This window comes from Leifsonia sp. L25 (assembly GCF_050632895.1).
The window spans coordinates 1,805,952-1,825,499 of sequence record NZ_JBODRZ010000003.1 but is presented as its reverse complement, the minus strand read 5'-3'; the positions used below and the strand labels follow the sequence as shown (position 1 = coordinate 1,825,499).

Here is a 19,548-nt window from a genome sequence, read left to right as displayed (position 1 = left end):
CTCGATCCGCGCACCGCCGCCATCCGCTCGGGGGTCGTGTACGCCCAGGCACGGCGTGCCGCGGGCACGACTCCGGAATCGATAGTCGCGAGATGGGACCCGGCCGCCGACGCCGATGACATGCCGGCGGCCGGGAGTGTGTGCCGCGGCTAGAGGCCGCGGGCGAGGCGGTAGTAGGCGGCGTTCCAGTCGAGCTCGCGGGAGAAGGCGCGGAGCGTGGTGTCCTCGTCGATGATCAGCAGTTCGGTGCGGGCCATACGTGCGAAGTCCTCGAACGCCTGGATGCCGACGGCGGTGCTCATCACGGTGTGGTGAGCGGCGCCGGCCTCCAGCCACGCGGTCGCCGACGTGGTGAAGTCGGGAGCCGGCTTCCACACCGCACGGCCGACCGGGAGCTTCGGCAGCGGGGCGGTCGGCTCCACGACCTCCACGACGTTCGCGACGAGCCGGAACCGGTCGCGCATGTCCGACAGCGCCACGACGACGGCAGGGCCGGGGTCGGCCGTGAAGACCAGGCGCACCGGGTCGTCCTTGCCGCCGATGCCGAGCGGGTGGACCTCCAGGGTCGGCTTCGCGCTGCTGAGCGACGGCGAGACCTCCAGCATGTGCGCGCCGAGGATGCGCTCGTCGCCGGGCGTGAGGTCGTAGGTGTAGTCCTCCATGAGCGACGCGCCGCCCGGGAGGCCGGCCCCCATGACGTTCGCGGCGCGCACCAGGATGGCCGTCTTCCAGTCGCCCTCGGCGCCGAAGCCGTAGCCCTCCGCCATCAGGCGCTGAACGGCCAGACCGGGGAGCTGCTTGAGCGCGCCGAGGTCCTCGAAGCTGGTCGTGAAGGCGCCGAAGCCGCCCTCCTCCAGGAACGACCGCAGCCCGACTTCGATCGCCGCGCCGTCGCGCAGCGACTGGTGCCGCTCGCCCCCGCGACGGAGCTCGGGGACGACCTCGTACAGGTCCTCGTACTCGGCGACCAGCGCGTCCACGGCGGCGTCGGAGGCCGCGGCGACCGCGTCGGCCAGCTCGTTGACGCCCCAGGTGTTGACCTGCACGCCGAACCGCAGCTCGGCCTCGGTCTTGTCGCCCTCCGTCACAGCGACGAAGCGCATGTTGTCGCCGAAGCGCGCGAGCTTGAGGGAGCGGGTGGCGGCGTGGCCGGCGGCCGCGCGCGTCCAGGTGCCGATGCGCTGTGTCACGGCCGGGTCGCTGACGTGGCCGACGACCGTGGTGCGCGGCACGCCGAGCCGGGTCTGGATGTACCCGAACTCGCGGTCGCCGTGCGCGGCCTGGTTGAGGTTCATGAAGTCGAAGTCGATCTCGCCCCACGGCAGCTCGACGTTCGCCTGGGTATGGAAGTGCAGCAGCGGCTTCTGCAGGGCGTCCAGGCCTGCGATCCACATCTTCGCGGGGCTGAAGGTGTGCATCCACGCGACCAGGCCGATCACGGCGTCGTCGGCGTTGGCCTCCAGCGCGATGCGGCGGATGGCGTCGGAGTCGGTGAGCACCGGCTTCCAGACCACGCGCACCGGCACGTCGGCGGACGCGCCGAGCTGGTCGGCGATCGCGCGGGACTGCGCGGCGACCTGAGCGAGCGTCTCCGGCCCGTACAGGTGCTGGCTGCCGGTGAGGAACCAGACCTCGTAGTGGTCGAGGGAGGTCGTGAGCTTCGGCATCAGGCGAGGGATCCTTCCGGGTTCTGTCCGTAGACGTTCTGGTAGCGGTCGAAGAGGCTGTCGATGGCCTCCTGCGGGATGGGGACGAGCGGGCCGCCCTGCCGAGCGATGTGCACGGTGCGGGCGACGTCCTCCGCCATGACCGCGGCCTTCACGGCGTCGCGCGCGTCGCGTCCGATGGTGAAGACGCCGTGGTTCTGCATGAGGACCGCGCGGCTGCGGTGCCCGTCGAGGGTGGCGACGATGCCGCGCCCGATGGAGTCGTCGCCGATGATCGCGAACGGCCCGACCGGGATCTCGCCGCCGAACTCATCCGCCATCGCCGTGATGACGCACGGGATGGGCTCGGCGCGCGCGGCCCACGCGGTGGCGTAGGTGGAGTGGGTATGGACGACGCCGCCGACCTCGGGCAGGTTGCGGTAGACGTAGGCGTGCGCGGCGGTGTCGGAGGACGGGGAGCGGTCGGATCCGGGGGAACCGGGCACGACCTCCCCGTCGAGGGTGCAGAGGATCATGTTGTCCGGTGCGAGGTCGTCGTAGTCGACGCCGCTGGGCTTGATGACGAAGAGGTCCTCCCCGGGGACGCGGCCGGAGATGTTGCCGCCGGTCCAGATGACCAGGCCGTAGCGGACCAGCTCGGCGTGGAGGGCGGCGACCTGCTCGCGGGTGCGGCGGATGGCGGGGGACTCGGCGGTGGGAGCGTCGGCAGGCGGCGTGGCGGGCGATCCGGCCTCGGGTTGCTCGGCGGTCATCGGACGGCTCCCTTCAGGGCGATGGAGGCGACGGCGGCGCGCTCGGCCGCCAGGCCGTCGTGGTAGCGGGCGAGGTACGCCGCGAAACCGGCAACGTCGTCCGAGTGGGGGTTCACCGTCTCGAAGGCGAAGCCTCCGAACACGTCGCGGTCGAGGTAGACGTCGAGCGGCGTTCCCTCGCGGGCGGCCCGGAGGTACGCGGCCAGCACGGCGATCCCCCACGCCCCGCCCTCCGACGCTGTCTCGGCGACGGACACCGGCGCGTCCAGTGCGCCGGCCAGGAAGCGCTGCGCGACGCCGGCCGTGCGGAACATCCCGCCGTGCGCGAACATGCGGTCGAGGGCGGCGCCCTCCGCGTGCAGCACACGCATCCCGAGCGCGAGCGTGCCGAAGACGCCGTAGAGCTGGGCACGGGCGAAGTTGGCGAGCGTCAAACGGCTGTCGGGAGTGCGGACGACCAGCGGGCGGCCCTCGTCCAAACCGGTGATCGGCTCGCCGGCCAGGTAGTTGTAGGCGAGGAGGCCTCCCGCGTCGGGCTCGCCGTCCAGCGCCTCGCGGAACAGCGTCTCGAAGACCGCGTCGGCCGCTACCGGCGCGCCGGCGGCCTCCGCGAACCTCCCGAACAGCCCGGCCCACGCGGACAGCTCGCTCGCGCCGTTGTTGCAGTGCACCATCGCGACGGCGTCGCCGGCGGGCGTCGTGACCAGGTCGAGCTCGTGGTGCGCCTCGGCGAGCGGCCGCTCCAGGACGACCATCGCGAAGATGCTCGTCCCGGCGCTGACATTGCCGGTGCGCGGGGCGACGGAGGCGGTGGCGACCATCCCGGTGCCGGCGTCGCCCTCAGGCGGGCAGAGCGGGACACCGGGCTGCAGGCCACCCGAGGGGTCGAGGAGGCGGGCGCCCTCGGGCGTGAGGTCGCCGGCGGCCTCACCGGCGACACGGACCTCGGGCAGGAGGTCGAGAAGGGGCGGCAGCGTCGCTCTGTCCCGCACGAGCGCGTCGTAGCGGGCCACCAGCTCGGCGTCGTAGGTCTTCGTGGCGGCGTCGATCGGGAACATCCCGGACGCGTCGCCGACCCCGAGCACGCGGCGACCGGTCAGGCGTTCGTGCACGTGACCGGCGAGCGTGGTGATCGAGTGCAGGCGCTCCAGGTGCGGCTCTGCGTCGAGGACGGCCTGGTGCAGGTGCGCGATCGACCAGCGCAGCGGGATGTTGACGCCGAACAGCGCGCTCAGTTCGGCGCTGGCCGGGCCGGTCGTCGTGTTGCGCCAGGTGCGGAACGGGACCAGCAGCTCCCCCGCGGCGTCGAAGGCGAGGTAGCCGTGCATCATGGCTGAGACGCCGATGGCGCCGAAGGTCCGCGGCCGGACGCCGTGGCGCTCCTCCGCGTCGGCGACGAGCGCGGCATACGCGGCCTGGAGGCCGGACCAGACGGCGTCGAGGGAGTAGGTCCAGACGCGGTCGGCGAACTCGTTCTCCCAGTCGTGCGAGCCGACGGCCAGGACGGTCGCGGGATCGTCGGCGTCGACCAGGCAGGCCTTGATCCGGGTGGAACCGAGCTCGATGCCGAGGGCGGTGCGTCCGGCGACGAGGGCGTCGCGATGGGTGTTCATGGGTCTCTCACTCCGTTGTGACCGGTCACATGGCGTTGGTAAAAGTGTGTCCCCTCCGTCCCTCCCCTGTCAAGCCGACGCCCGCCGCGCCCGCCGCGACATTCGGGACGAATCGCGGCTCTGGTCCGCGCAGACGCCACATTCGTGACGAATCGCGTCGCGCACATTCGTGACGAATCGCGTCTCTCGGCCGCGCATACGCGACATTCGGGACGAATCGCGCGCTGTGCGGCGCGGCCGTCACGCGGAGGCGCGCACCACCAGCACGGGCGCCACCGGGGCGTCGAACGCGAGCTCGCGGCCCTCGATGAGCGCCACCAGGCGCGCGACGCCGCGGCGGCCGAGTTCGGCGAAATCCTGCCGCACGGTGGTCAGCGGCGGCGCGAAGTAGGCGGCCTCCGGGATGTCGTCGAAGCCTACGACCGCGAGATCCTCCGGCACCCGGCGTCCCCGCTCCCGCGCCGCGTGCAGCAGCCCGAGCGCCATCTGGTCGTTCGACGAGAACACCGCCGTCAGGTCCGGGTCGTCGAGGAGCTCCGCGCCGATGGCGGCTCCCGACGCGGCGGTCCAGTCGCCCTCCCGCGAGACCACCGGGTCCAGCCCGGCCGCGGCGAGTTCGGCCACGAAGCCGTCGCGGCGCGCCCGCGCCTCCGACCAGTCGCCGGGCCCGCTGAGGTGCGCGATCCGGGTGTGACCGCGCGCGAGCAGGTGGCGGGTGGCCAGTCGGGCGCCCTCCACCTGGTCCACGAAGACGCCGTCGTCGCCTGCGATCCCGGCCCCGTGCAGGGTGACCGACGGGACCGCCAGCGAGAGCGCGGTCATGGCCTCCTGCGCGGCCCGTTGCGGGGCGATGACGATGACGCCCTCGACCGACTGCGCGCCGAGATGGTCGACGGCGGCGCCGAGGTCCCCCGGGTCGAGGGAGGCTGCGTGCGCGACGGTCACGAAATAGCCCGCTTCGCGCGCCGCCTGCTCGACGGCGTCGATGCTGGAGGCCGGGCCGAACAGCGAGGACGCCGACGACGCCAGCACGCCGATGGTGCGGGAGCGCGCGGTGGTGAGCATGCGCGCCGCGCGATTCGGCCGGAAGTTGAGGTCGGCCATCGCCGCCAGCACCCGCTCGCGCGTCGCCGGCCGGATGCTCGGGTGGTCATTGAGCACTCGCGACACCGTCTGCCGCGAGACCCCCGCGGCAGCCGCGACCTCCCGCACGCCCGGCGCACGCCCGCTCTCACTCACATCCACACCCTACTGGCGGCGCGTGCCCGCTCGGCGCGGAGAAGGGCGCACCCCTCGCTTCCTCTGCGTGAAGCGGGTGGCGCGCCCCTCAGGAGGCCGAACCCGGCCGACGGGTCAGGCGACGACCGCGAAGCCTCCGGTCCAGGAGACCCGCTCGGCCGCGGCCAGCGCGATCTGCAGGAAGCCGAGCGCCTCGAGTTCGCGGGCGCGGCTGAGAGCTCCGGCGTCGACCGTGTTCAGGCCGCCTGCGCGGATCAGCGCGGCGAGCTCCGCCTTGGCCTCGTCGTCATCGCCGGCGATGAGCACGGTGGTCGGGTGCGATCCGTTGGTGCCGCTGGCGAGCGTGGCGGCGAAGGTCGTGTTGAAGGCCTTGAGCACGCGCGACTCGGGGAGCGCGGCGGCGATCGTCGCGGCGGCGGACGAGTCGGCCGGGACAGTGAGGCCGTCGAAGGTCGCGAAGTCGACCGGGTTGGTGATGTCGACCACGGTCTTGCCTGCGAGCTGGGCGCCGTAAGTGGCGAGCACCGCGTCGACCTCCGGATACGGGACCGCCAGCACGACGATCGAGCCGTCGACCGCCCCGCCTGCGCGGCCCAGGTACTCCACCGTGCTGCCGCCCGCGGCCAGGACGCCGCCGATCGCCTTCGCCATGTTGCCGTTCCCGATGATGCTGACCGTGGTCATGAGTCTGTCTCTCCTTCTCGAATTCGCGTCGTTTGGTTGACGCTTCAACTAAATAGTAAACCCACTTTAGTTGAAGCGTCAAGTTATCCGGTAGAATGATGTCCATGAGTACGGACGACGAGCTCGCCGGTCGCGAACGCGACGCCTGGCTGGGGCTCGTCGCGCTCACGCAACTCCTGCCTCCCGTGCTCGACGGCCAGCTCGCCCGCGACGCCGCATCGACGCACTACGAGTACTTCGTCCTCTCCCGGCTCGCCGAGGAGCCGAACCACCGGATGCGCCTCAGCGCGCTCGCGACGGCGACGAACGCGTCGGTCTCGCGCCTCAGCCACGTCGTCACCCGGCTGGAGGCCCGCGACCTGGTCAAGCGGATGCCGTGCGAGGAGGACGGCCGCGCGACGAACGCGGTCCTCACCGAGGCGGGCGCCGCGATGGTGGCGGACGCCGCGCCGGGACACCTGGAGACGGTGCGGGACCGCATCCTCGGAGCGCTGCGACCGGAGCAGGTCGAGCAGCTCGCGGACATCTCCGCAGCACTGGTCGGCGCGATCGACCCCGCGCGGCGGCCGTCCGACGCGTGCGCAGCCATCGTCGACGCCGCCGAAGGCGTACGCGCGAGCGCATAGCAGCCCCGAAGGGTTGTCGAGGGCGTCAGTCGATGAGGCCCAGGGCGGCGAGGCGGTCGAGGACGGCGTGGCCGGCGGGCGGGCATCGCCCGGCATCGGCCGTCGTCACCCAGTGCACCGCGTCCACCTCGCCCGACGCCACCGGCTCGGCGGCCGTCTCCGCGCCGAACACCGTCATGTGCACCTGCCGCCCGTCCGGCTCGCCGTGGGCCTGCGTGCGCACCTCGAACAGCTCGGTCAGCCCGTCCGCGTCCAGCACGAGCGCGACCTCCTCCTCGGCCTCCCGTGCCGCTGCCTCGGCCGCGGTCTCGCCCGGATCGATCTTGCCGCCGGGCATGTAGTACACGTCCCGCCCACGCGAGGTCACCATGAGCACGCGCCGGTGGCGCACCACCGCGACCGCCGACACCAGCAACGGGGCCAGGGTCATGACTCGACCAGCTGCTTGAGCTGCCGGAGTCCCTTCTCGAAGTCCGGGCCGATCAGCTTGTCCAGATTGAAGAAGCGGCTGAAGAACGTCCTCGCGCTCTCCATCCGCCAGATGACACGCGTGCGGTCGCCCTCCGGTGTCAGGAGGAAGCGCACTTGGCTGCTCGACCGGAACGGCCGCGTGAAGTGGAGGGCGACGCCGACGCCGTCCGGCTCGACGGACTCCAACCGCATCGTCCCGGCGCCCGCCTTGCGGTTGCCGCTCCACGCGTAGGTGGAGCCGACCGCTCCCGGCTCGCCGGTGTACTCGCGCTTCAGCGCGGGGTCCATGCCCTCCCACGGCGACCAGTCCACCCAGCGGGGCAGCTCCGCAAGGTAGGGCAGCAGCGCCTCCGGCGTGGTCAGGATGGTGTCAGTGCGTTCCACGACGATGGTTCCGGCCATGCGCACACCTTAGCGGCATGGCATGATCGGGCTGTGACCGGGCGAACGATGCTCCTCGACAGCGCTTCCCTCTACTTCCGCGGGTTCTACGGAGTCCCCGACACGGTGCGTGCGCCGGACGGCACCCCGGTGAACGCGATCCGCGGCTTCCTCGACATCATCGCGAAGCTCGTCACGGACTACGACCCCGAGTCGCTGGTGGCGTGCTGGGACGACGACTGGCGGCCGCGCTGGCGGGTCGACCTCATCCCGAGTTATAAGGCGCACCGCGTCGCACAGGAGGTCCCGGGCGGGGTCGACGTGGAGGAGGTGCCGCCCGAGCTCGTGGCTCAGGTGCCGGTGATTCGGGAGGTGCTGGAGGCGCTCGGCATCGCGATCGTCGGCGCGGCGGAGCACGAGGCGGACGACGTGATCGGCACGCTCGCGACCGTCACCCGGGGGCCGGTGGATGTCGTGACCGGCGACCGCGACCTGTTCCAGCTCGTCGACGACGACCGCGACGTCCGCGTGATCTACACGGCACGCGGGATGAGCAACCTCGAGGTGCTGACGGACGCGACGGTCGTGGCGAAGTACGGCATCCACGGGCACCAGTACGCGGATTTCGCGGTCATGCGCGGCGACTCCTCGGACGGCCTGCCCGGCGTCGCCGGCGTGGGCGAGAAGACGGCGAGCGCGCTGCTCGCCGAGTACGGCGACCTGCCCGGGATCGAGGCGGCCGCCGCCGATCCGGCGAGCGCGATGAAGCCCGCTCTCCGGAGCAGGTTCGCCGCGGCCGTCGACTACCTCGCCGTCGCGCCGACCGTTGTGGAGGTCGTCCGCGACCTCCCGGTCGGCGACCTCGACGCCCTCCTGCGCGCACCCGGCGACGAGCAGCGCGCGACCCTCGCGGCCCTCGCCGAACGCTGGGCACTCGGCGGCTCCCTCGACCGCTGCCTCGCCGCGCTGACGACCGCCGTCGACCACTGAACCAGCCGCAGGAAACCGCCGTGTACGCAGATCATCTGCGCACTCGACCGTTTTGCCTGATTCTGCGCGTACTCGACGGTCAGGGGGTGGTGGGCTCGAAGCGCCAGAGTTCGCGTTGGGCGAGGAGGGCCAGCTCGCGGAGCACATCGAGGTCGCTCTCCGACTCGGCGGGTTGGCGCGCCGAGCGGCCGAAGACGCACATCGCGCCGATCCGGGTGCCGTCCGGCGCCTCCACGGGGTACCCCGCGTAGAAGCGGAGGTGCGCGGGCCCGGTGACGAGCTCACTCGACGCGAACCGCTCGTCCTGCTCCGCGTCGGGCACCACCATCCCGTCGGGCGCCTGGAGCGTGTGCAGACAGGTGGAGTGCTGGATCGGGATCTCGGTGAGCGACGCCCCGACCGAGGCGATGGGCCACTCCATGCGGTCGTCGAGCACGGTGAACATCGCGATCTCGGCGCCGAGCGTGCGGCGCGCGGTGCCGACCAGGCCCTCCAGCCGCCCGTCGCGCTTGTGCTCGCCGAGCCGGAGGCGCGCGATCGCCGCGACCCGGTCCTCGGCGGTGGAGGTGTGGTGCTCGGCCTCGACCGGATGGCCGATCAGTGCCGGGGCGAGAGCGTCGGTGATCCAGCGCGCCCAGAACAGGTAGTCGGCCGGGCTGCGGTGCCGTCCGCCCTCGGGCTTCGGCGACGCGGGCAGCGCGAGGAAGGTCGCGCCGGTGGCGGAGCAGGCCTGCGCCCCCGCCCGGTTCAGCCGCTCGGCGTGTTCCTGTACGACGTCTCGGAACGCGTCGTCGAACGGCGGCAGCGACCGGATCGGCTGCGCGCCGAGCCAGGCGACGACTCCCACGCCGCTGCCGCGCACCTCCCGTAGCAGTGCGGCGACGTGGGCTCCCCACCGCCGCGGCTCGACCATGCGGACCGTGTCCGCGACCGTCGCGCTGAGGATGACGACGTCGTAGCGGCCGGCCCCGGCGTGGTGCACCATCCCGGCCAGCCTGCGCACACCCGCGGACGGGTGCGGGACGACATCCACCACGACACCACGGCCGGTGGTCGCTGCGATCGCCCGGGCGAGCGCGCCCGGCAGTGCGAGGTCGTGGCTGCCGACACCCCAGCCGATCACCGGCCCGGAGCCCGCCAGCAGCACGCGGAGGCTCTGCCGGCCCGCCACGAAGGCCTGCGGGGAGTCCGCCGGGCGCACCAGCGTCTGCCGGACCCCGGCGACGCCCAGCAGCCTCAGCCTTGCGGCGAGTCGCTGCGGGGCGCCGAGCCGGACATCTTCCACTCGAATGACGGTATCCCGCTTCCGCACCCTGTGGCACCCGCGGCTCGCCGGACGCGGATCGCGCGGACGAGTACGCGAATAGTCGGCCGGGCGGCTGCCGGGCTACGGGAGGGTGTGCCCGGCCAGGCGGAAGAGGCGGTACCACTCCTCGCGGGTCAACGGCAGGTCGGAGCCGGCGGCAGCCTCCTGCACCCGGCACGGGTTGGTGGTGCCGAGGACGACCTGCATGTTCGCGGGGTGCCGGGTGATCCAGGCGGTGGCGATGCCGGTCGGCGTGACGCCGTACGTCGCGGCCAGTTCGTCGAGCGCGTCGTTCAGCTCCGCGTACTCGGCGCGGTCGCCGAGGAAGACGCCGTCGAAGAAGCCCTTCTGGAACGGCGACCACGCCTGCAGGGTGATGTCGTTCAGCCGGGCGTAGTCGAGGATGCCGAGGTCGCGGACGATCGACTGGTCCAGTCCGGCCATGTTGGCGGCGACGCCCTGCGCGATGATCGGCGAGTGCGTGATGCTGAGCTGGAGCTGGTTCACCTTCAGCGGCTGCTTCACCCAGCGGCGCAGCAACTCGATCTGGCCCGGCGTGTGGTTGGAGACGCCGAACGCGCGCACCTTGCCGGAGGCCTCCAGCTCGTCGAACGCCGCCGCGACCTCCTCCGGCTCGACCAGGGTGTCGGGGCGGTGCAGGAGCAGCAGGTCGAGGTAGTCGGTGCGCAGCGCGGCGAGCGACTCGTCCACGGTGGTGAGGATGTGTTCGCGCGAGAAATCGAAGTAGCCCTTCCGGATGCCGACCTTCGACTGGATGACGACCTGGTCGCGCTGCGCGGCGGGGACGGCGCCGGCCTCGCCGAACCGCGTCTCGCAGCCGTGGCGCTCCTCGCCGTAGATGTCGGCGTGGTCGAAGACGGTGACGCCCGCGTCCCGGGCGGTGCCGACCAGCGTGCGGATCTCCTCGTCCGACAGCGGGCTGATCCGCATGAGGCCGAGGACGATGTTGGACGCGGGAACGGAGATGTTCGGCAGCTTCAGGGTTTTCATAAGTCCATTCAACTCCTCGTCAACCCCTGGCCAGATCCGCTCGGCAGACTTACCGTCTATAGTGCGGGGATTCGGGGCTCCGCTGAGCGGAGGGGGACCGATGACGATGACGCCAGCGGCGAGGACGGCGGTCGAGGGGTTCCGGCAGGAGACGCGGCTCGCGTCCGCTCACTCGCACGGTCCCGGATACATCGTGCACGCGCTGGGGCGCGACTTCCACGTCAGCGACGAGATGGCGCGCATCTTCCTCAACCAGGTGGAGCGTGTGGCGGAGTCCGACGCGTCGGCCCTCGTGATCCTGCGCCACGCGCACGGTGTCGAACTGCTGATGATCACGGACGCGACGTCCTTCTCGATCCGCCCGCGGACAGCCGCCGACCGGGGCGCGACCCAGGCGGCCTATCCTCGGATGCGTGGATGAGCTGAGCGACGCGGACTCCCGCGACCGGGAGGCCGTCGCCCGCATTCGCGACGCGCTCACGGAGGCCGCACGGCTGCTGACCGAGGCGGGCGCCCGGGACGAGGCGCTGGCGGTCCTGGTGCCGCGGCGCCGCACGTTCGGGATCCCGCGCGAGCCGGTGCTGCGTCCGGCGGGGCGGGTCTGGCGGCTCGGCGTGCTCCTGCTCGGCCGGGACGGCGCCCTCTACGCCACCGGTCAGCTCGTGCGGGCGACGCCGCCCGGGCGGACCCAGTACGTGTCGGTCTCGGCTGAGACCCGGCGCGCGTACCGCGCGGCGGCCGAGCGCGGCCACTTCCGCGACGGCGAGACGGTGGACTTCGACGCGCCGGAGATCGAAGTGACCGCTGACTCGCTGCGGACCTCCAGGGGCCCGTTGCTGCTGCGGGACGGCAAAGCTCTCGTGCGATGGAGCGCATCGTCGGAGCAGACCGTCGGCTTCCACAGCTACCTGGCGGAGCGCGTCGAGTTGCTGGCACACCCGCCCCAAGGAGCCTGATCCGCCTCAGGGAGCCTGATCCGCCCCAAGGAGCCTGATCCGCCTCAGGGAGCCTGATCAGCGTGCGGGAGCCCGATTCGCGCCGGGACCGCCTTCACGCCTCGGTCGGGGTGCTGTCCGACTTCTTGCCGGTGACCTCGTCCAGCTTGTCCGACGCCTTGCCCACAGCCTCCGACACTTTGTCGCTGAGGTCGGAGGCGGCGTGGCCGGCGAAATCGCGGACGCCGTCCTTCACCTGCTGCACCGGCTCGGAGCCGGAGAAGCCCTGCCACTTGTTCCGCATGTTCTCGTACGCGCCACGACCCGCGCGGGTGCCGATGACGAACCCGACGGCGACGCCTGCCAGAAAGATGATGACCTTCATGGGCTGCACCGTACGCGCGCGACGGCGACCGCGCCAGGAGCAGAATGGCGAGGTGACGCAACCGATGCTCGACGGCGACGGGGCGGTGGCGCGCTTCGAGCGCGCGGCGGCCGTGTGGTCCGAGCGGGCCGGCGCCGTGCCCGTCCCCGTGCCGCCGGAGGTCGCGGCAGCGCTCCTCGTGGAGGGCGCGAGCGACCGCGCGGCGTGTCGGGAGGCCTCCCGGCTGCTCGGAGTCGACCCGGCCGCCGCGGGCGTGGCGATCCTCCCGATGGGCGGCGCGATGAGTGTGCGCCGCTTCGTCGGGATGCTGCGTCCGGCACACCTCCGGCTTCACGGGCTGTGCGACGCCGGCGAGGCGGCCTTCTTCGAGCGGGCCGGCCTGGACGAGGCGTCCGTGTCGGTGTGCCGGCCTGACCTGGAGGGCGAGCTGCTGCGGGCGCTCGGCGCCGAGCGGGCGGAGGCCGTGCTCGCGCGAGAGGGCGACCTGGGCCTGTTCCGCACGTTCCAGCGGCAGCCGGCGCAGAGAGAGCGGCCGGTGCTCGCCCAGCTGCACCGGTTCCTGGGCACGACCTCGGGCCGCAAGGAGCAGTACGGGCGCGCCCTCACCGAAGAACTGGGGCCGTCGGCGCTGCCCGGACCGCTGCGGGAGGCCGTCGAAACCGCACTCCGCCCCTAGGCTGGGGCGCATGCCCACCACCTCCCCCGCGCTTCTCGATCGCCTCGCGCGCCTGTTCGCCGCGCGCGACCGCGACCACATGGCGCCGACCATCGACGCGTTCCTGGCCGTGCTCGCCGAGCACCCCGACGACCCGCACGTGCTCTACGAGGTGGGGGCTCCTACGACACCGCGGGCGAGGAGGAGACGGCCGCCGGCTACTACGAGCGCGCGCTCGAAGCGGGGCTGGAGGGCGATACCCTCCGGAAGTGCCTGCTCCAGTACGGCAGCACGCTGCGCAACCTCGGCCGCTTCGACGAGTCGCTGGCCGTGCTCGACCGGGCGAGGGAGACGTTCCCGGAGTCCGAGTCGGTGCGCGTCTGGCACGCGCTCTCCCTGCACGCGGCGGGACGCAGCGACGGCGCGGTCGCGGAGCTGATGGAGCTCGCGGCCGACTGCATCCGCACCCCCGACCTGCTGCGGTACGAAGCCGGCCTGCGCGGCAACGCCGAGTACCTCCACGAACTCGACGCCGCCCGCTGAGCTTCGGCGCCACACCCTCGAGTACGCGAAGAATCTGCGTACTCGGCCGTTTCGACTGATTTTCCGCGTACTCGCGTGTTTCAGGCCAGGAGGGCTGCGATGACGAGGAGGACGGGGACGGCGAAGAGCGTCGTCAGCAGCACGATGTCGCGCGCGACCGGCATTCCGTGTTCGTAGCGGGCGGCGAAGTTGTAGACATTCTGGGCGGTCGGGAGGGCGGCGAGCGCCACCGCCGCGAACAGCGCGTGACCCTCGAGGCCGAACGCGAACCGAGCCACGGCGAACGCGACCAGGGGCATGCCGACCGATTTGAGGACCACGGCGGTCGCGATCTCCGCCCGCCCATGGCCGGCCTGCAGCGGCCGCGACCCGTGCAACGACATCCCGAACGCCATCAGCACGAGTGGGACCGCGGCGCCGCCCAGCAGCTCGAACGGCTGGTAGACCGCGGCGGGGATCGGGATGCGGAGCACATCCACGAGGATGCCGAGCAGGGAGGCGATGATCATCGGGTTGCGCACCGGCTGCGTCAGGATCGACCGCAGCGACACCGTCCCGCGGCTGGTGATGTCGAGCACCGTCAGCGCGATCGGCGCGAACACGATGAGCTGGAGCAGCAGCACCGGCGCCACGTACGACGCGCTGCCGAGCACGTAGACCGCGACCGGGAGGCCGATGTTGTTGGCGTTGACGTAGCCGGCGCCCAGCGTCCCGATCGTCGTCTCCGCCGCCGGCCGCCGGAAGAACAGCCGCGACAGCAGCAGGAAGAGGCCTGCGGCGGCGATCGCGGCGATGGCGGCGACGACGAGCTGGGTCGAGAACACGACCTTCAGGTCGGCGTGGGCGAGCGTCACGAACAGCAGCGCCGGGTTGGTCACGAAGAACGCGATCCGGTTGAGCACGTACGGCGCGGTGGGGCCGCCGACCCGGAACCGTCCGGCGAGGTAGCCGACCAGGATGACGAACGCGATGATCCCGAACCCGGTCAGCACTCCAGCCATCGCGTCGGTGTCTCCTCTCGTCTCCCCCGGACGATCATGTCAAGAAGACGATCCTGTCAAGTAATCCACGGTTCGCGCGCATCCGCGCGCCGCCGCACCATCACGAGTACACCGATCCCCGTGCCGAGCAGCGCTCCGAGGGTGTTCGCGATCACGTCGTTCACGGTGCCGAACCGGGCCGGCAGGAGGAAGTGCTGGGCGAACTCGATCGCGACGCTGCAGAGCAGGCCGGCGAGCAGGGCGACCCACCAGCGGCGGAGGCCGACGATCAGCACGACGAGCAGAGCGGGCGGCACGAAGAACGCCACGTTGGCCGTGAACTCGACCACGTCGTAGGCGTCGACCGGCCGGATGCCGACGACCGCCGCGACGCCGAGGACGCGGAACAGCAGCGGGTCGAACGGGCGGTCGACCGGCGTCGGCCAGAGCCCGACCGCAGCCACGAACGCCGTGTACGCGAGCAGTCCGATGGTCGCGCGGCGGCGGGTGCGGCGGTCGACGGGCATCCCCTCAGCGTAGGCGCCGCCCATCGGGAAATGCTGTGCGTCACACCTCAGGTTCCACCGGGGTCAGCTTCGCCGCGGCCGCCCGCCGCGCGCCACCCGCACCGCCACCGCGACCATGATCACGAGGATCGCCGAGGCGAGCGCCGTGACCGCCACCACCGCGCTCGGGAGGCCTCCAGCGGACCGGGAGACCGCGATCCACACCAGGCCCCAGGCCGACGCGAGCGCCGGCGCGAGGCGGCCACGGTCCCAGACCGCCAGCGCGCACGCGACAACGGCGAGCGCCGCGAGGACCGCCATCGCCCACACCTCCGGCGGCATCCCGAACCCGGTGAAGCCCGCGGTCTGCAGCCAGGCCGCGACGTCCGCGGCCGTCGCGACCATCGCCCAGCCGAGGTAGAGGCCGACGGTCCCGTCGAGGAGCACCGCGTCGGCGGTCGTATCGCCGGGCTCATGCCGCAGCCGAACGAACGCCACCACGAGCACGACGAGCAGGAGGCCGATGATCGGCACGCTCAGCGCGAGCAGCCCCGCCTGCACCGCGACGATCCAGGCGGCATTGAGGAGGAGCGAGGCGATGATCCAGTAGCCCACGGCGCGCTGCCGGCGGCGGGCGGCCTGCGAGGGCAGCGCCTGCCAGATCGCGTAGCCGGCCAGTCCCAGGTAGACCACCGACCAGATGGCGAAAGCCGGGCCGGCCGGTGCGACGAGCGTGGCGTCGGGGCCGAGGGCGCCGCCGGCCACGCGTGGGATGGGGCGGCCTCCGGCGAGTCCGGATCCGTAGACTGCGCCGCCCAGCGCGATGACGGTCGCGGCGATCATTCCGCTCTGCCGGATGCGGTCGGAGGCGGTCGGGTGCGTCACACCGAGCGGCAGCCTTCGGGTCAGGCTGGTCATGGGGTGGAATCTAGACCGGAAACAGGAAAAACGGTATCCCTTGCGTCGCCGCGGGTTCTAGGGCGCAGGCGGCGGCGGGGACGCGATCACGACCGTCCCGTCGAGGTCGTCGTCCGTCACCACGCGCGCCGCGAGCCCCGCGACCTCGAACAGCGACGCGGTGCGCTCCGCCTGTTCGTCACTGGTCTCGATGACGATCGAGCCTCCCGGCGCCAGCCAGCCCGGTCCCTCGACGGCGATCCGGCGGTGGAGGTCCAGGCCGTCCGCGCCACCGTCCAGCGCCACCGCCGGCTCGTAGAGCCGCGCCTCCGGCGGCATCAGTCCGATGGCGTCCGTCGGGACGTACGGCGCGTTCACCGCGATCACGGCGAGCGCTCCGTGCAGCTCGGGCGGCAGCGGGGCGAACAGGTCGCCCTCGAACACCCGGGCCGGGTCGAGGTTCGCCCGGGCCGCACGCACGGCGGCCGGTTCGACGTCGGCCGCGTACACAACCGCCCCGGGGACCCGCGCGGCGATGACGGCGCCGATCGCGCCCGCCCCGCAGCACAGGTCGAGCACCGCGTCGCCCGGCCGGGTCAGCGCCGTCGCCTCGCGCGCGAGCAGTTCGGTGCGGCGGCGCGGGACGAAGACGCCCGCGTCCACGTGGATGCGGAGCCCGCCGAACTCGGCGAAGCCCAGCAGCGGCTCCAGCGGCTCGCCCGCCGCGCGACGGCCGACCAGGGCCTCCAATTCGCCCGGGGACGTGGCCGCCTCGAGCAGCAGCGCGGCCTCCTCCTCGGCGAAGACGCAGCCCGCGGCGCGCAACCGGCGGATGATGCCATCCCTTTCGCGCGCGCTCACCGGGCCATGCTAGCCGGGAGCGCGACCCTCCTTCGCGCCGGAGCGCAACCCCTGCCTGAGCCTTGACCGCTCGCGGTTCGGCACGTATTGATGGGGTATGAAGAGGATCCATTACGCGAGCGGCTCCCTGCTCACCGGCGACGCGATCGCGGACGTCCTGGTGAGGTACGCGGCGGCGCTGGCGATCAACACGGCCGCCGCCGAAGTGCGCGCGCCCGCGATCCTCGAATCCGGGGAAGTGGGCGAGATCATGATGCTGCTCGGGCCGGCCAGTCAGATCCTGGCGGAGACCGAGCACTTCGGCGGGCCCGAGCTGCGCGACGACGACTTCGTCAGCGAACTCGACGGCCGGATCAGCGCGCTCGGCCCGCGCCGGGCCACCTTCGTCAGGCTCGGCACGGAGGGCGTGGACGACATCGACGTCGACATGCTGTGAGCGCCGCCATCCGACGGAAACGACCGGGCGAGGCACTCCCGATACAGTGGTGCACTGGCGGAACGGCGCTGGACGCGTACTATCTGGCGGGAAGAGCAACTCCGGGGAGTAGGACATGCAGGTGTTCCACGTCTACATCGATGAGCTGAGGTTCACCTTCGTCGATCGCGAGCCTGTCGAAGAACTGAAGCGACGGGTGATCGAGGCGAGCCGCAGCGACGGAGACTTCGTGGCCATCACGCAGTCGAGCCGTCCGCCGAGCGAGATCTTCGTGACCAGCCAGACACGCGTGCGCATCGAGACGGCCAGCATCCCTCGCGAGCCGGCCGCTGTCGGAGACCACGAGGAGGACGACTCCTTCTGGTTCGACTTCGACTCGCTCACCTGAGGCCGCTGGGCCACGCATGACGGGCCCTCGAGCGGGCCGGATGCGCGCCACGCGCACGCACTGTAGCCGGAATTCCGGTATTCCAGTATCGTCGCGAACATGACCAATCCTGAGGACGAGAACAAGCCGCAGCCTCCCGAGGGCGGCAACCCTGCCGGCGACGTCCCGCCGGTCCCCGAGCCCACCGAGCCCGCCGCCGGGCCCCAGCCGACGCCGTCCGAGCCGACGGCCGCTCCGGCCGAGTCCGCCGCGCCCGCAGCCCCGGCCTCCGATCTGCCTCCCGTGCCGCCGGTGGCGCCGCCGCCCGCCGCGCCCGCCGGTGGATATCCGCCCGCACCGCAGGCCGGCGCGGTCCCGCCGCCTCCCGGCGCCTTCCCGTCGTACGCGGCCGCTCCGCCGCAGCCCGTCGCGGCGCCCACCCGCATCCCGACCACCGTCAACACGGCGTTCTGGCTGTACATCGCCAGCGCGGTGCTCAGCGTGATCGGCGGCATCGTCACCATCGCGACCGCCAGCAGCGGCCGGGCTGAGATCATCCGCCAGCTCCAGAGCTCGGGCACGAACCTGCACGGACAGAACATCGACACCCTCGCCACCGCAGCGATCGGGGTCGCGATCGGCCTGTCGATCGTCACACTGATCTTCTGGGCCGTCGTGTTCGTGCTGTTCGCCTTCTTCATGCGGCGCGGCGCCAACTGGGCCCGAATCGTGCTCACGGTGCTGACCGCGGTGTCGCTGCTGAACTTCCGGCCCGGCTTCCCCTTCGGCCTCATCCAGGTGATCGCGTCGATCGTCGCAGTGATCCTGATCTGGCTGCGGCCGTCGTCCGCGTGGTTCGCCGCGATCAAGGCGTCGAAGGCCCCGCGCGCGTAGTCACCATCGTCGAAGGGGTCCGTGACCGTCCGGTCGCGGACCCCTTCGACGTTTTCTCAACCCCTGGCGCGGGCCGTCCCGGGGCGTACCGTGCGCGCCGAACGATGAAGGGAGCACGCCATGCCGGGACGAGAGAACTCGCTGAAGGACCAGGAGCTCTACGAGAAGCTGCGCGACGAGGGCAACTCGAAGGAGAAGTCCGCGCGCATCTCCAACGCCGCCGCCGCTCGCGGCCGGAAGTCCGTCGGCCGCAAGGGCGGCGAGTCCGGCTCCTACGACGATTGGACGGTGCCGGAGTTGAAGAAGCGCGCCAGGGAACTCGGCCTCAGCGGTTACTCGAAGAAGACCAAGTCCGAGCTCGTGAAGGAGCTGCGCGACCACTGACCGGCGCGTCACGCGTACACTCGCGCCATGAACCTGCGCGACGTGGCCGCGGACCTGTACGGGGTCGAGCCCGCGGAGTTCGTCGCCGCGCGGGCGGCTGCGGCAGCCGGCGCCGACCGTGAGCTCGCGAAGAGCATCAAGGCGCTGAGGAAGCCGACGGCTTCCGCCGCCGCGGTCAACGCCCTGACGCGCCGCGATTCCGAGCTGGTCGACCGCATCCTCCAGCTCGGCGACCGGATGCGGGACGCGTTCGCCGCGCGCGACCGGGACGGGATCCGCGACCTGACCCGGGAGCGTCAGCGACTGCTGCAGCGCGCGCTGCGCGACCTGGGGACGAGCGCGGCGGTCGGCCGCGAGGTCGAGGAGACCCTCCAGGCCGCCGTCGTGGACCCGGTCGCGGCCGCAGCGGTGCGCAGCGGGATGCTGGTGCGCGCGCTCGAGTCGACCGGGGTGGAGTCGACGGACGTGTCCGACGCCGTCGCGCTGCCGTTGGACGAGGAGGCCCTGGCCGCCGCGGCGGAGCGGAGTCCCGCAGCCGCTGCGGCTGCCGCCCCGGCCCGAGAGACGAAGGAGGCGCGGCCGGCGAAGACCCCGACCGCTGCCGCCCCGGAGGCGGACGGCGCCGCCGGGCATGCGGACGCGCGGTCCGAGACCGCCAGCGAGCGCCGGGAGCGGGAACGCACGATCCGCGCGGCCGAGCGCGCCCTCGAACGCGCGCGAGCCGACGCGGAGTCCCTCGACGACGAACTGGACGCAGAGGTCGACCGCCGTTCCGACTTGGAGGCCGAACGCGACGCGCTGGAGCGACGCCTGCAACGCACCGAAACCGAACTCGCCGAGTCGAAGGCTGCCGAGCGCGCGCTCAGGAGGCGCATCCCGGAGCTGCAGCGGGCCGTGCGGGATGCCGAACGCGAGCTGGACGACGCCCGCGGCGACTGAAGGCCGGTCGGATCGGAAGGCAGGTC

General features: G+C 72.3%; 24 protein-coding genes and 1 pseudogene. 11 read left to right on the top strand and 14 right to left on the bottom strand.

Going from position 1 to position 19,548, the window contains the following annotated elements:
* Window positions 1-149: 149 nt before the first annotated feature.
* The 5 genes from araA to ACRAWC_RS13090 all read right to left on the bottom strand — a co-directional run bounded on the left by araA (window position 150) and on the right by ACRAWC_RS13090 (window position 5,955).
* Window positions 150-1,667, bottom strand: a complete 1,518-nt coding sequence (gene araA / locus ACRAWC_RS13110) for an L-arabinose isomerase (RefSeq protein ID WP_431348112.1) — start codon at window positions 1,665-1,667, stop codon at window positions 150-152.
* Window positions 1,667-2,419 carry an L-ribulose-5-phosphate 4-epimerase gene (locus ACRAWC_RS13105; RefSeq protein ID WP_431348111.1) on the bottom strand — a complete coding sequence of 251 codons (753 nt, stop codon included), beginning with the start codon at window positions 2,417-2,419 and terminating at the stop codon, window positions 1,667-1,669. Before ACRAWC_RS13105 ends, araA begins: the two co-directional genes overlap by 1 nt.
* Window positions 2,416-4,032 carry a xylulokinase gene (locus tag ACRAWC_RS13100; protein WP_431348110.1) on the bottom strand — a complete coding sequence of 539 codons (1,617 nt, stop codon included), beginning with the start codon at window positions 4,030-4,032 and terminating at the stop codon, window positions 2,416-2,418. Before ACRAWC_RS13100 ends, ACRAWC_RS13105 begins: the two co-directional genes overlap by 4 nt.
* 240 nt (window positions 4,033-4,272) lie before the next feature.
* The gene (locus tag ACRAWC_RS13095; protein ID WP_431348109.1) at window positions 4,273-5,271 is read right to left on the bottom strand and encodes a LacI family DNA-binding transcriptional regulator; all 999 of its coding nucleotides are present in this window, start codon (window positions 5,269-5,271) and stop codon (window positions 4,273-4,275) included.
* 114 nt (window positions 5,272-5,385) lie between these two features.
* Entirely contained in the window at window positions 5,386-5,955 is a 570-nt protein-coding gene (locus ACRAWC_RS13090) for an NADPH-dependent F420 reductase (protein ID WP_431348108.1), read from the bottom strand.
* Between the two features lie 104 nt (window positions 5,956-6,059).
* Here ACRAWC_RS13090 and ACRAWC_RS13085 point away from each other — a divergent pair, with 104 nt between their 5' ends.
* Window positions 6,060-6,581, top strand: coding sequence for a MarR family winged helix-turn-helix transcriptional regulator (locus ACRAWC_RS13085; RefSeq protein ID WP_431348107.1), 522 nt, complete (start codon window positions 6,060-6,062; stop codon window positions 6,579-6,581).
* Window positions 6,582-6,606: 25 nt separating this feature from the next.
* On the opposite strand, the gene ACRAWC_RS13080 is transcribed toward ACRAWC_RS13085, so the two are convergent.
* Together ACRAWC_RS13080 and ACRAWC_RS13075 are read right to left on the bottom strand one after the other, a co-directional pair.
* Entirely contained in the window at window positions 6,607-7,011 is a 405-nt protein-coding gene (locus ACRAWC_RS13080; protein ID WP_431348106.1) for an NUDIX hydrolase, read from the bottom strand.
* Entirely contained in the window at window positions 7,008-7,454 is a 447-nt protein-coding gene (locus ACRAWC_RS13075) for an SRPBCC family protein (RefSeq protein WP_431348105.1), read from the bottom strand. Before ACRAWC_RS13075 ends, ACRAWC_RS13080 begins: the two co-directional genes overlap by 4 nt.
* 48 nt (window positions 7,455-7,502) lie before the next feature.
* Here ACRAWC_RS13075 and ACRAWC_RS13070 point away from each other — a divergent pair, with 48 nt between their 5' ends.
* Window positions 7,503-8,423, top strand: coding sequence for a 5'-3' exonuclease (locus ACRAWC_RS13070; protein WP_431349438.1), 921 nt, complete (start codon window positions 7,503-7,505; stop codon window positions 8,421-8,423).
* 79 nt (window positions 8,424-8,502) lie between these two features.
* Here ACRAWC_RS13070 and ACRAWC_RS13065 read toward each other — a convergent pair whose 3' ends face one another.
* Both ACRAWC_RS13065 and ACRAWC_RS13060 read right to left on the bottom strand, forming a co-directional pair.
* On the bottom strand, window positions 8,503-9,708 hold the full coding sequence (locus ACRAWC_RS13065; protein WP_431348104.1) for a hypothetical protein: 1,206 nt from the start codon (window positions 9,706-9,708) through the stop codon (window positions 8,503-8,505).
* Between the two features lie 102 nt (window positions 9,709-9,810).
* A complete protein-coding gene (locus ACRAWC_RS13060) occupies window positions 9,811-10,740 on the bottom strand; it encodes an aldo/keto reductase (RefSeq protein WP_431348103.1) in 930 nt (309 codons plus the stop codon).
* Window positions 10,741-10,840: 100 nt separating this feature from the next.
* Here ACRAWC_RS13060 and ACRAWC_RS13055 point away from each other — a divergent pair, with 100 nt between their 5' ends.
* Window positions 10,841-11,161, top strand: coding sequence for a TetR family transcriptional regulator (locus ACRAWC_RS13055; RefSeq protein WP_431348102.1), 321 nt, complete (start codon window positions 10,841-10,843; stop codon window positions 11,159-11,161).
* The gene (locus tag ACRAWC_RS13050) at window positions 11,154-11,696 is read left to right on the top strand and encodes a hypothetical protein (RefSeq protein WP_431348101.1); all 543 of its coding nucleotides are present in this window, start codon (window positions 11,154-11,156) and stop codon (window positions 11,694-11,696) included. Before ACRAWC_RS13055 ends, ACRAWC_RS13050 begins: the two co-directional genes overlap by 8 nt.
* A gap of 94 nt (window positions 11,697-11,790) precedes the next feature.
* Here the strand turns inward: ACRAWC_RS13050 and ACRAWC_RS13045 are convergent, their stop codons facing one another.
* Complete coding sequence (locus tag ACRAWC_RS13045; protein ID WP_431348100.1) at window positions 11,791-12,060, bottom strand: hypothetical protein; 270 nt, start codon at window positions 12,058-12,060, stop codon at window positions 11,791-11,793.
* 52 nt (window positions 12,061-12,112) lie between these two features.
* On the opposite strand from ACRAWC_RS13045, the gene ACRAWC_RS13040 reads away from it, so the two are divergent.
* Together ACRAWC_RS13040 and ACRAWC_RS13035 are read left to right on the top strand one after the other, a co-directional pair.
* Window positions 12,113-12,736, top strand: coding sequence for a TOPRIM nucleotidyl transferase/hydrolase domain-containing protein (locus ACRAWC_RS13040; RefSeq protein ID WP_431348099.1), 624 nt, complete (start codon window positions 12,113-12,115; stop codon window positions 12,734-12,736).
* A 207-nt stretch (window positions 12,737-12,943) separates the two neighbouring features.
* Window positions 12,944-13,258 (top strand): annotated as a pseudogene (locus ACRAWC_RS13035) (tetratricopeptide repeat protein); the annotation flags it as partial.
* An 80-nt stretch (window positions 13,259-13,338) separates the two neighbouring features.
* Here the strand turns inward: ACRAWC_RS13035 and ACRAWC_RS13030 are convergent.
* Genes ACRAWC_RS13030 through ACRAWC_RS13015 form a run of 4 tightly spaced genes read right to left on the bottom strand, consistent with a single transcriptional unit; the run spans window position 13,339 to window position 16,502 of the window.
* Window positions 13,339-14,259: an AEC family transporter gene (locus ACRAWC_RS13030; protein WP_431348098.1), complete on the bottom strand. Its 921-nt coding sequence runs from the start codon at window positions 14,257-14,259 to the stop codon at window positions 13,339-13,341.
* A 56-nt stretch (window positions 14,260-14,315) separates the two neighbouring features.
* Window positions 14,316-14,789: a VanZ family protein gene (locus ACRAWC_RS13025; protein WP_431348097.1), complete on the bottom strand. Its 474-nt coding sequence runs from the start codon at window positions 14,787-14,789 to the stop codon at window positions 14,316-14,318.
* Between the two features lie 39 nt (window positions 14,790-14,828).
* Entirely contained in the window at window positions 14,829-15,662 is an 834-nt protein-coding gene (locus ACRAWC_RS13020; RefSeq protein ID WP_431348096.1) for a tryptophan-rich sensory protein, read from the bottom strand.
* Window positions 15,663-15,719: 57 nt separating this feature from the next.
* Window positions 15,720-16,502, bottom strand: coding sequence for a putative protein N(5)-glutamine methyltransferase (locus tag ACRAWC_RS13015; protein ID WP_431348095.1), 783 nt, complete (start codon window positions 16,500-16,502; stop codon window positions 15,720-15,722).
* A 97-nt stretch (window positions 16,503-16,599) separates the two neighbouring features.
* Between ACRAWC_RS13015 and ACRAWC_RS13010 the strand changes: the two genes are divergently transcribed.
* The 5 genes from ACRAWC_RS13010 to ACRAWC_RS12990 all read left to right on the top strand — a co-directional run bounded on the left by ACRAWC_RS13010 (window position 16,600) and on the right by ACRAWC_RS12990 (window position 19,522).
* Window positions 16,600-16,938, top strand: a complete 339-nt coding sequence (locus ACRAWC_RS13010) for a hypothetical protein (RefSeq protein ID WP_431348094.1) — start codon at window positions 16,600-16,602, stop codon at window positions 16,936-16,938.
* Window positions 16,939-17,053: 115 nt separating this feature from the next.
* Complete coding sequence (locus tag ACRAWC_RS13005; protein WP_431348093.1) at window positions 17,054-17,326, top strand: hypothetical protein; 273 nt, start codon at window positions 17,054-17,056, stop codon at window positions 17,324-17,326.
* Window positions 17,327-17,425: 99 nt separating this feature from the next.
* Entirely contained in the window at window positions 17,426-18,199 is a 774-nt protein-coding gene (locus ACRAWC_RS13000) for a hypothetical protein (protein WP_431348092.1), read from the top strand.
* Window positions 18,200-18,319: 120 nt separating this feature from the next.
* Window positions 18,320-18,583 carry a DUF7218 family protein gene (locus ACRAWC_RS12995; protein WP_431348091.1) on the top strand — a complete coding sequence of 88 codons (264 nt, stop codon included), beginning with the start codon at window positions 18,320-18,322 and terminating at the stop codon, window positions 18,581-18,583.
* A gap of 27 nt (window positions 18,584-18,610) precedes the next feature.
* Complete coding sequence (locus tag ACRAWC_RS12990) at window positions 18,611-19,522, top strand: hypothetical protein (protein WP_431348090.1); 912 nt, start codon at window positions 18,611-18,613, stop codon at window positions 19,520-19,522.
* Window positions 19,523-19,548: the final 26 nt, after the last annotated feature.

Excerpts from the sequence above, each read along its gene's own strand:
- araA (WP_431348112.1), bottom strand. The coding sequence starts at position 1,667 with ATGCCGAAGCTCACGACCTCCCTCGACCACTACGAGGTCTGGTTCCTC.
- ACRAWC_RS13105 (WP_431348111.1), bottom strand. The coding sequence starts at position 2,419 with ATGACCGCCGAGCAACCCGAGGCCGGATCGCCCGCCACGCCGCCTGCC.
- ACRAWC_RS13100 (WP_431348110.1), bottom strand. The coding sequence starts at position 4,032 with ATGAACACCCATCGCGACGCCCTCGTCGCCGGACGCACCGCCCTCGGC.
- ACRAWC_RS13090 (WP_431348108.1), bottom strand. The coding sequence starts at position 5,955 with ATGACCACGGTCAGCATCATCGGGAACGGCAACATGGCGAAGGCGATC.
- ACRAWC_RS13085 (WP_431348107.1), top strand. The coding sequence starts at position 6,060 with ATGAGTACGGACGACGAGCTCGCCGGTCGCGAACGCGACGCCTGGCTG.
- ACRAWC_RS13080 (WP_431348106.1), bottom strand. The coding sequence starts at position 7,011 with ATGACCCTGGCCCCGTTGCTGGTGTCGGCGGTCGCGGTGGTGCGCCAC.
- ACRAWC_RS13075 (WP_431348105.1), bottom strand. The coding sequence starts at position 7,454 with ATGGCCGGAACCATCGTCGTGGAACGCACTGACACCATCCTGACCACG.
- ACRAWC_RS13070 (WP_431349438.1), top strand. The coding sequence starts at position 7,503 with ATGCTCCTCGACAGCGCTTCCCTCTACTTCCGCGGGTTCTACGGAGTC.
- ACRAWC_RS13060 (WP_431348103.1), bottom strand. The coding sequence starts at position 10,740 with ATGAAAACCCTGAAGCTGCCGAACATCTCCGTTCCCGCGTCCAACATC.
- ACRAWC_RS13055 (WP_431348102.1), top strand. The coding sequence starts at position 10,841 with ATGACGATGACGCCAGCGGCGAGGACGGCGGTCGAGGGGTTCCGGCAG.
- ACRAWC_RS13045 (WP_431348100.1), bottom strand. The coding sequence starts at position 12,060 with ATGAAGGTCATCATCTTTCTGGCAGGCGTCGCCGTCGGGTTCGTCATC.
- ACRAWC_RS13030 (WP_431348098.1), bottom strand. The coding sequence starts at position 14,259 with ATGGCTGGAGTGCTGACCGGGTTCGGGATCATCGCGTTCGTCATCCTG.
- ACRAWC_RS13025 (WP_431348097.1), bottom strand. The coding sequence starts at position 14,789 with ATGGGCGGCGCCTACGCTGAGGGGATGCCCGTCGACCGCCGCACCCGC.
- ACRAWC_RS13020 (WP_431348096.1), bottom strand. The coding sequence starts at position 15,662 with ATGACCAGCCTGACCCGAAGGCTGCCGCTCGGTGTGACGCACCCGACC.
- ACRAWC_RS13010 (WP_431348094.1), top strand. The coding sequence starts at position 16,600 with ATGAAGAGGATCCATTACGCGAGCGGCTCCCTGCTCACCGGCGACGCG.
- ACRAWC_RS13005 (WP_431348093.1), top strand. The coding sequence starts at position 17,054 with ATGCAGGTGTTCCACGTCTACATCGATGAGCTGAGGTTCACCTTCGTC.
- ACRAWC_RS13000 (WP_431348092.1), top strand. The coding sequence starts at position 17,426 with ATGACCAATCCTGAGGACGAGAACAAGCCGCAGCCTCCCGAGGGCGGC.
- ACRAWC_RS12995 (WP_431348091.1), top strand. The coding sequence starts at position 18,320 with ATGCCGGGACGAGAGAACTCGCTGAAGGACCAGGAGCTCTACGAGAAG.
- ACRAWC_RS12990 (WP_431348090.1), top strand. The coding sequence starts at position 18,611 with ATGAACCTGCGCGACGTGGCCGCGGACCTGTACGGGGTCGAGCCCGCG.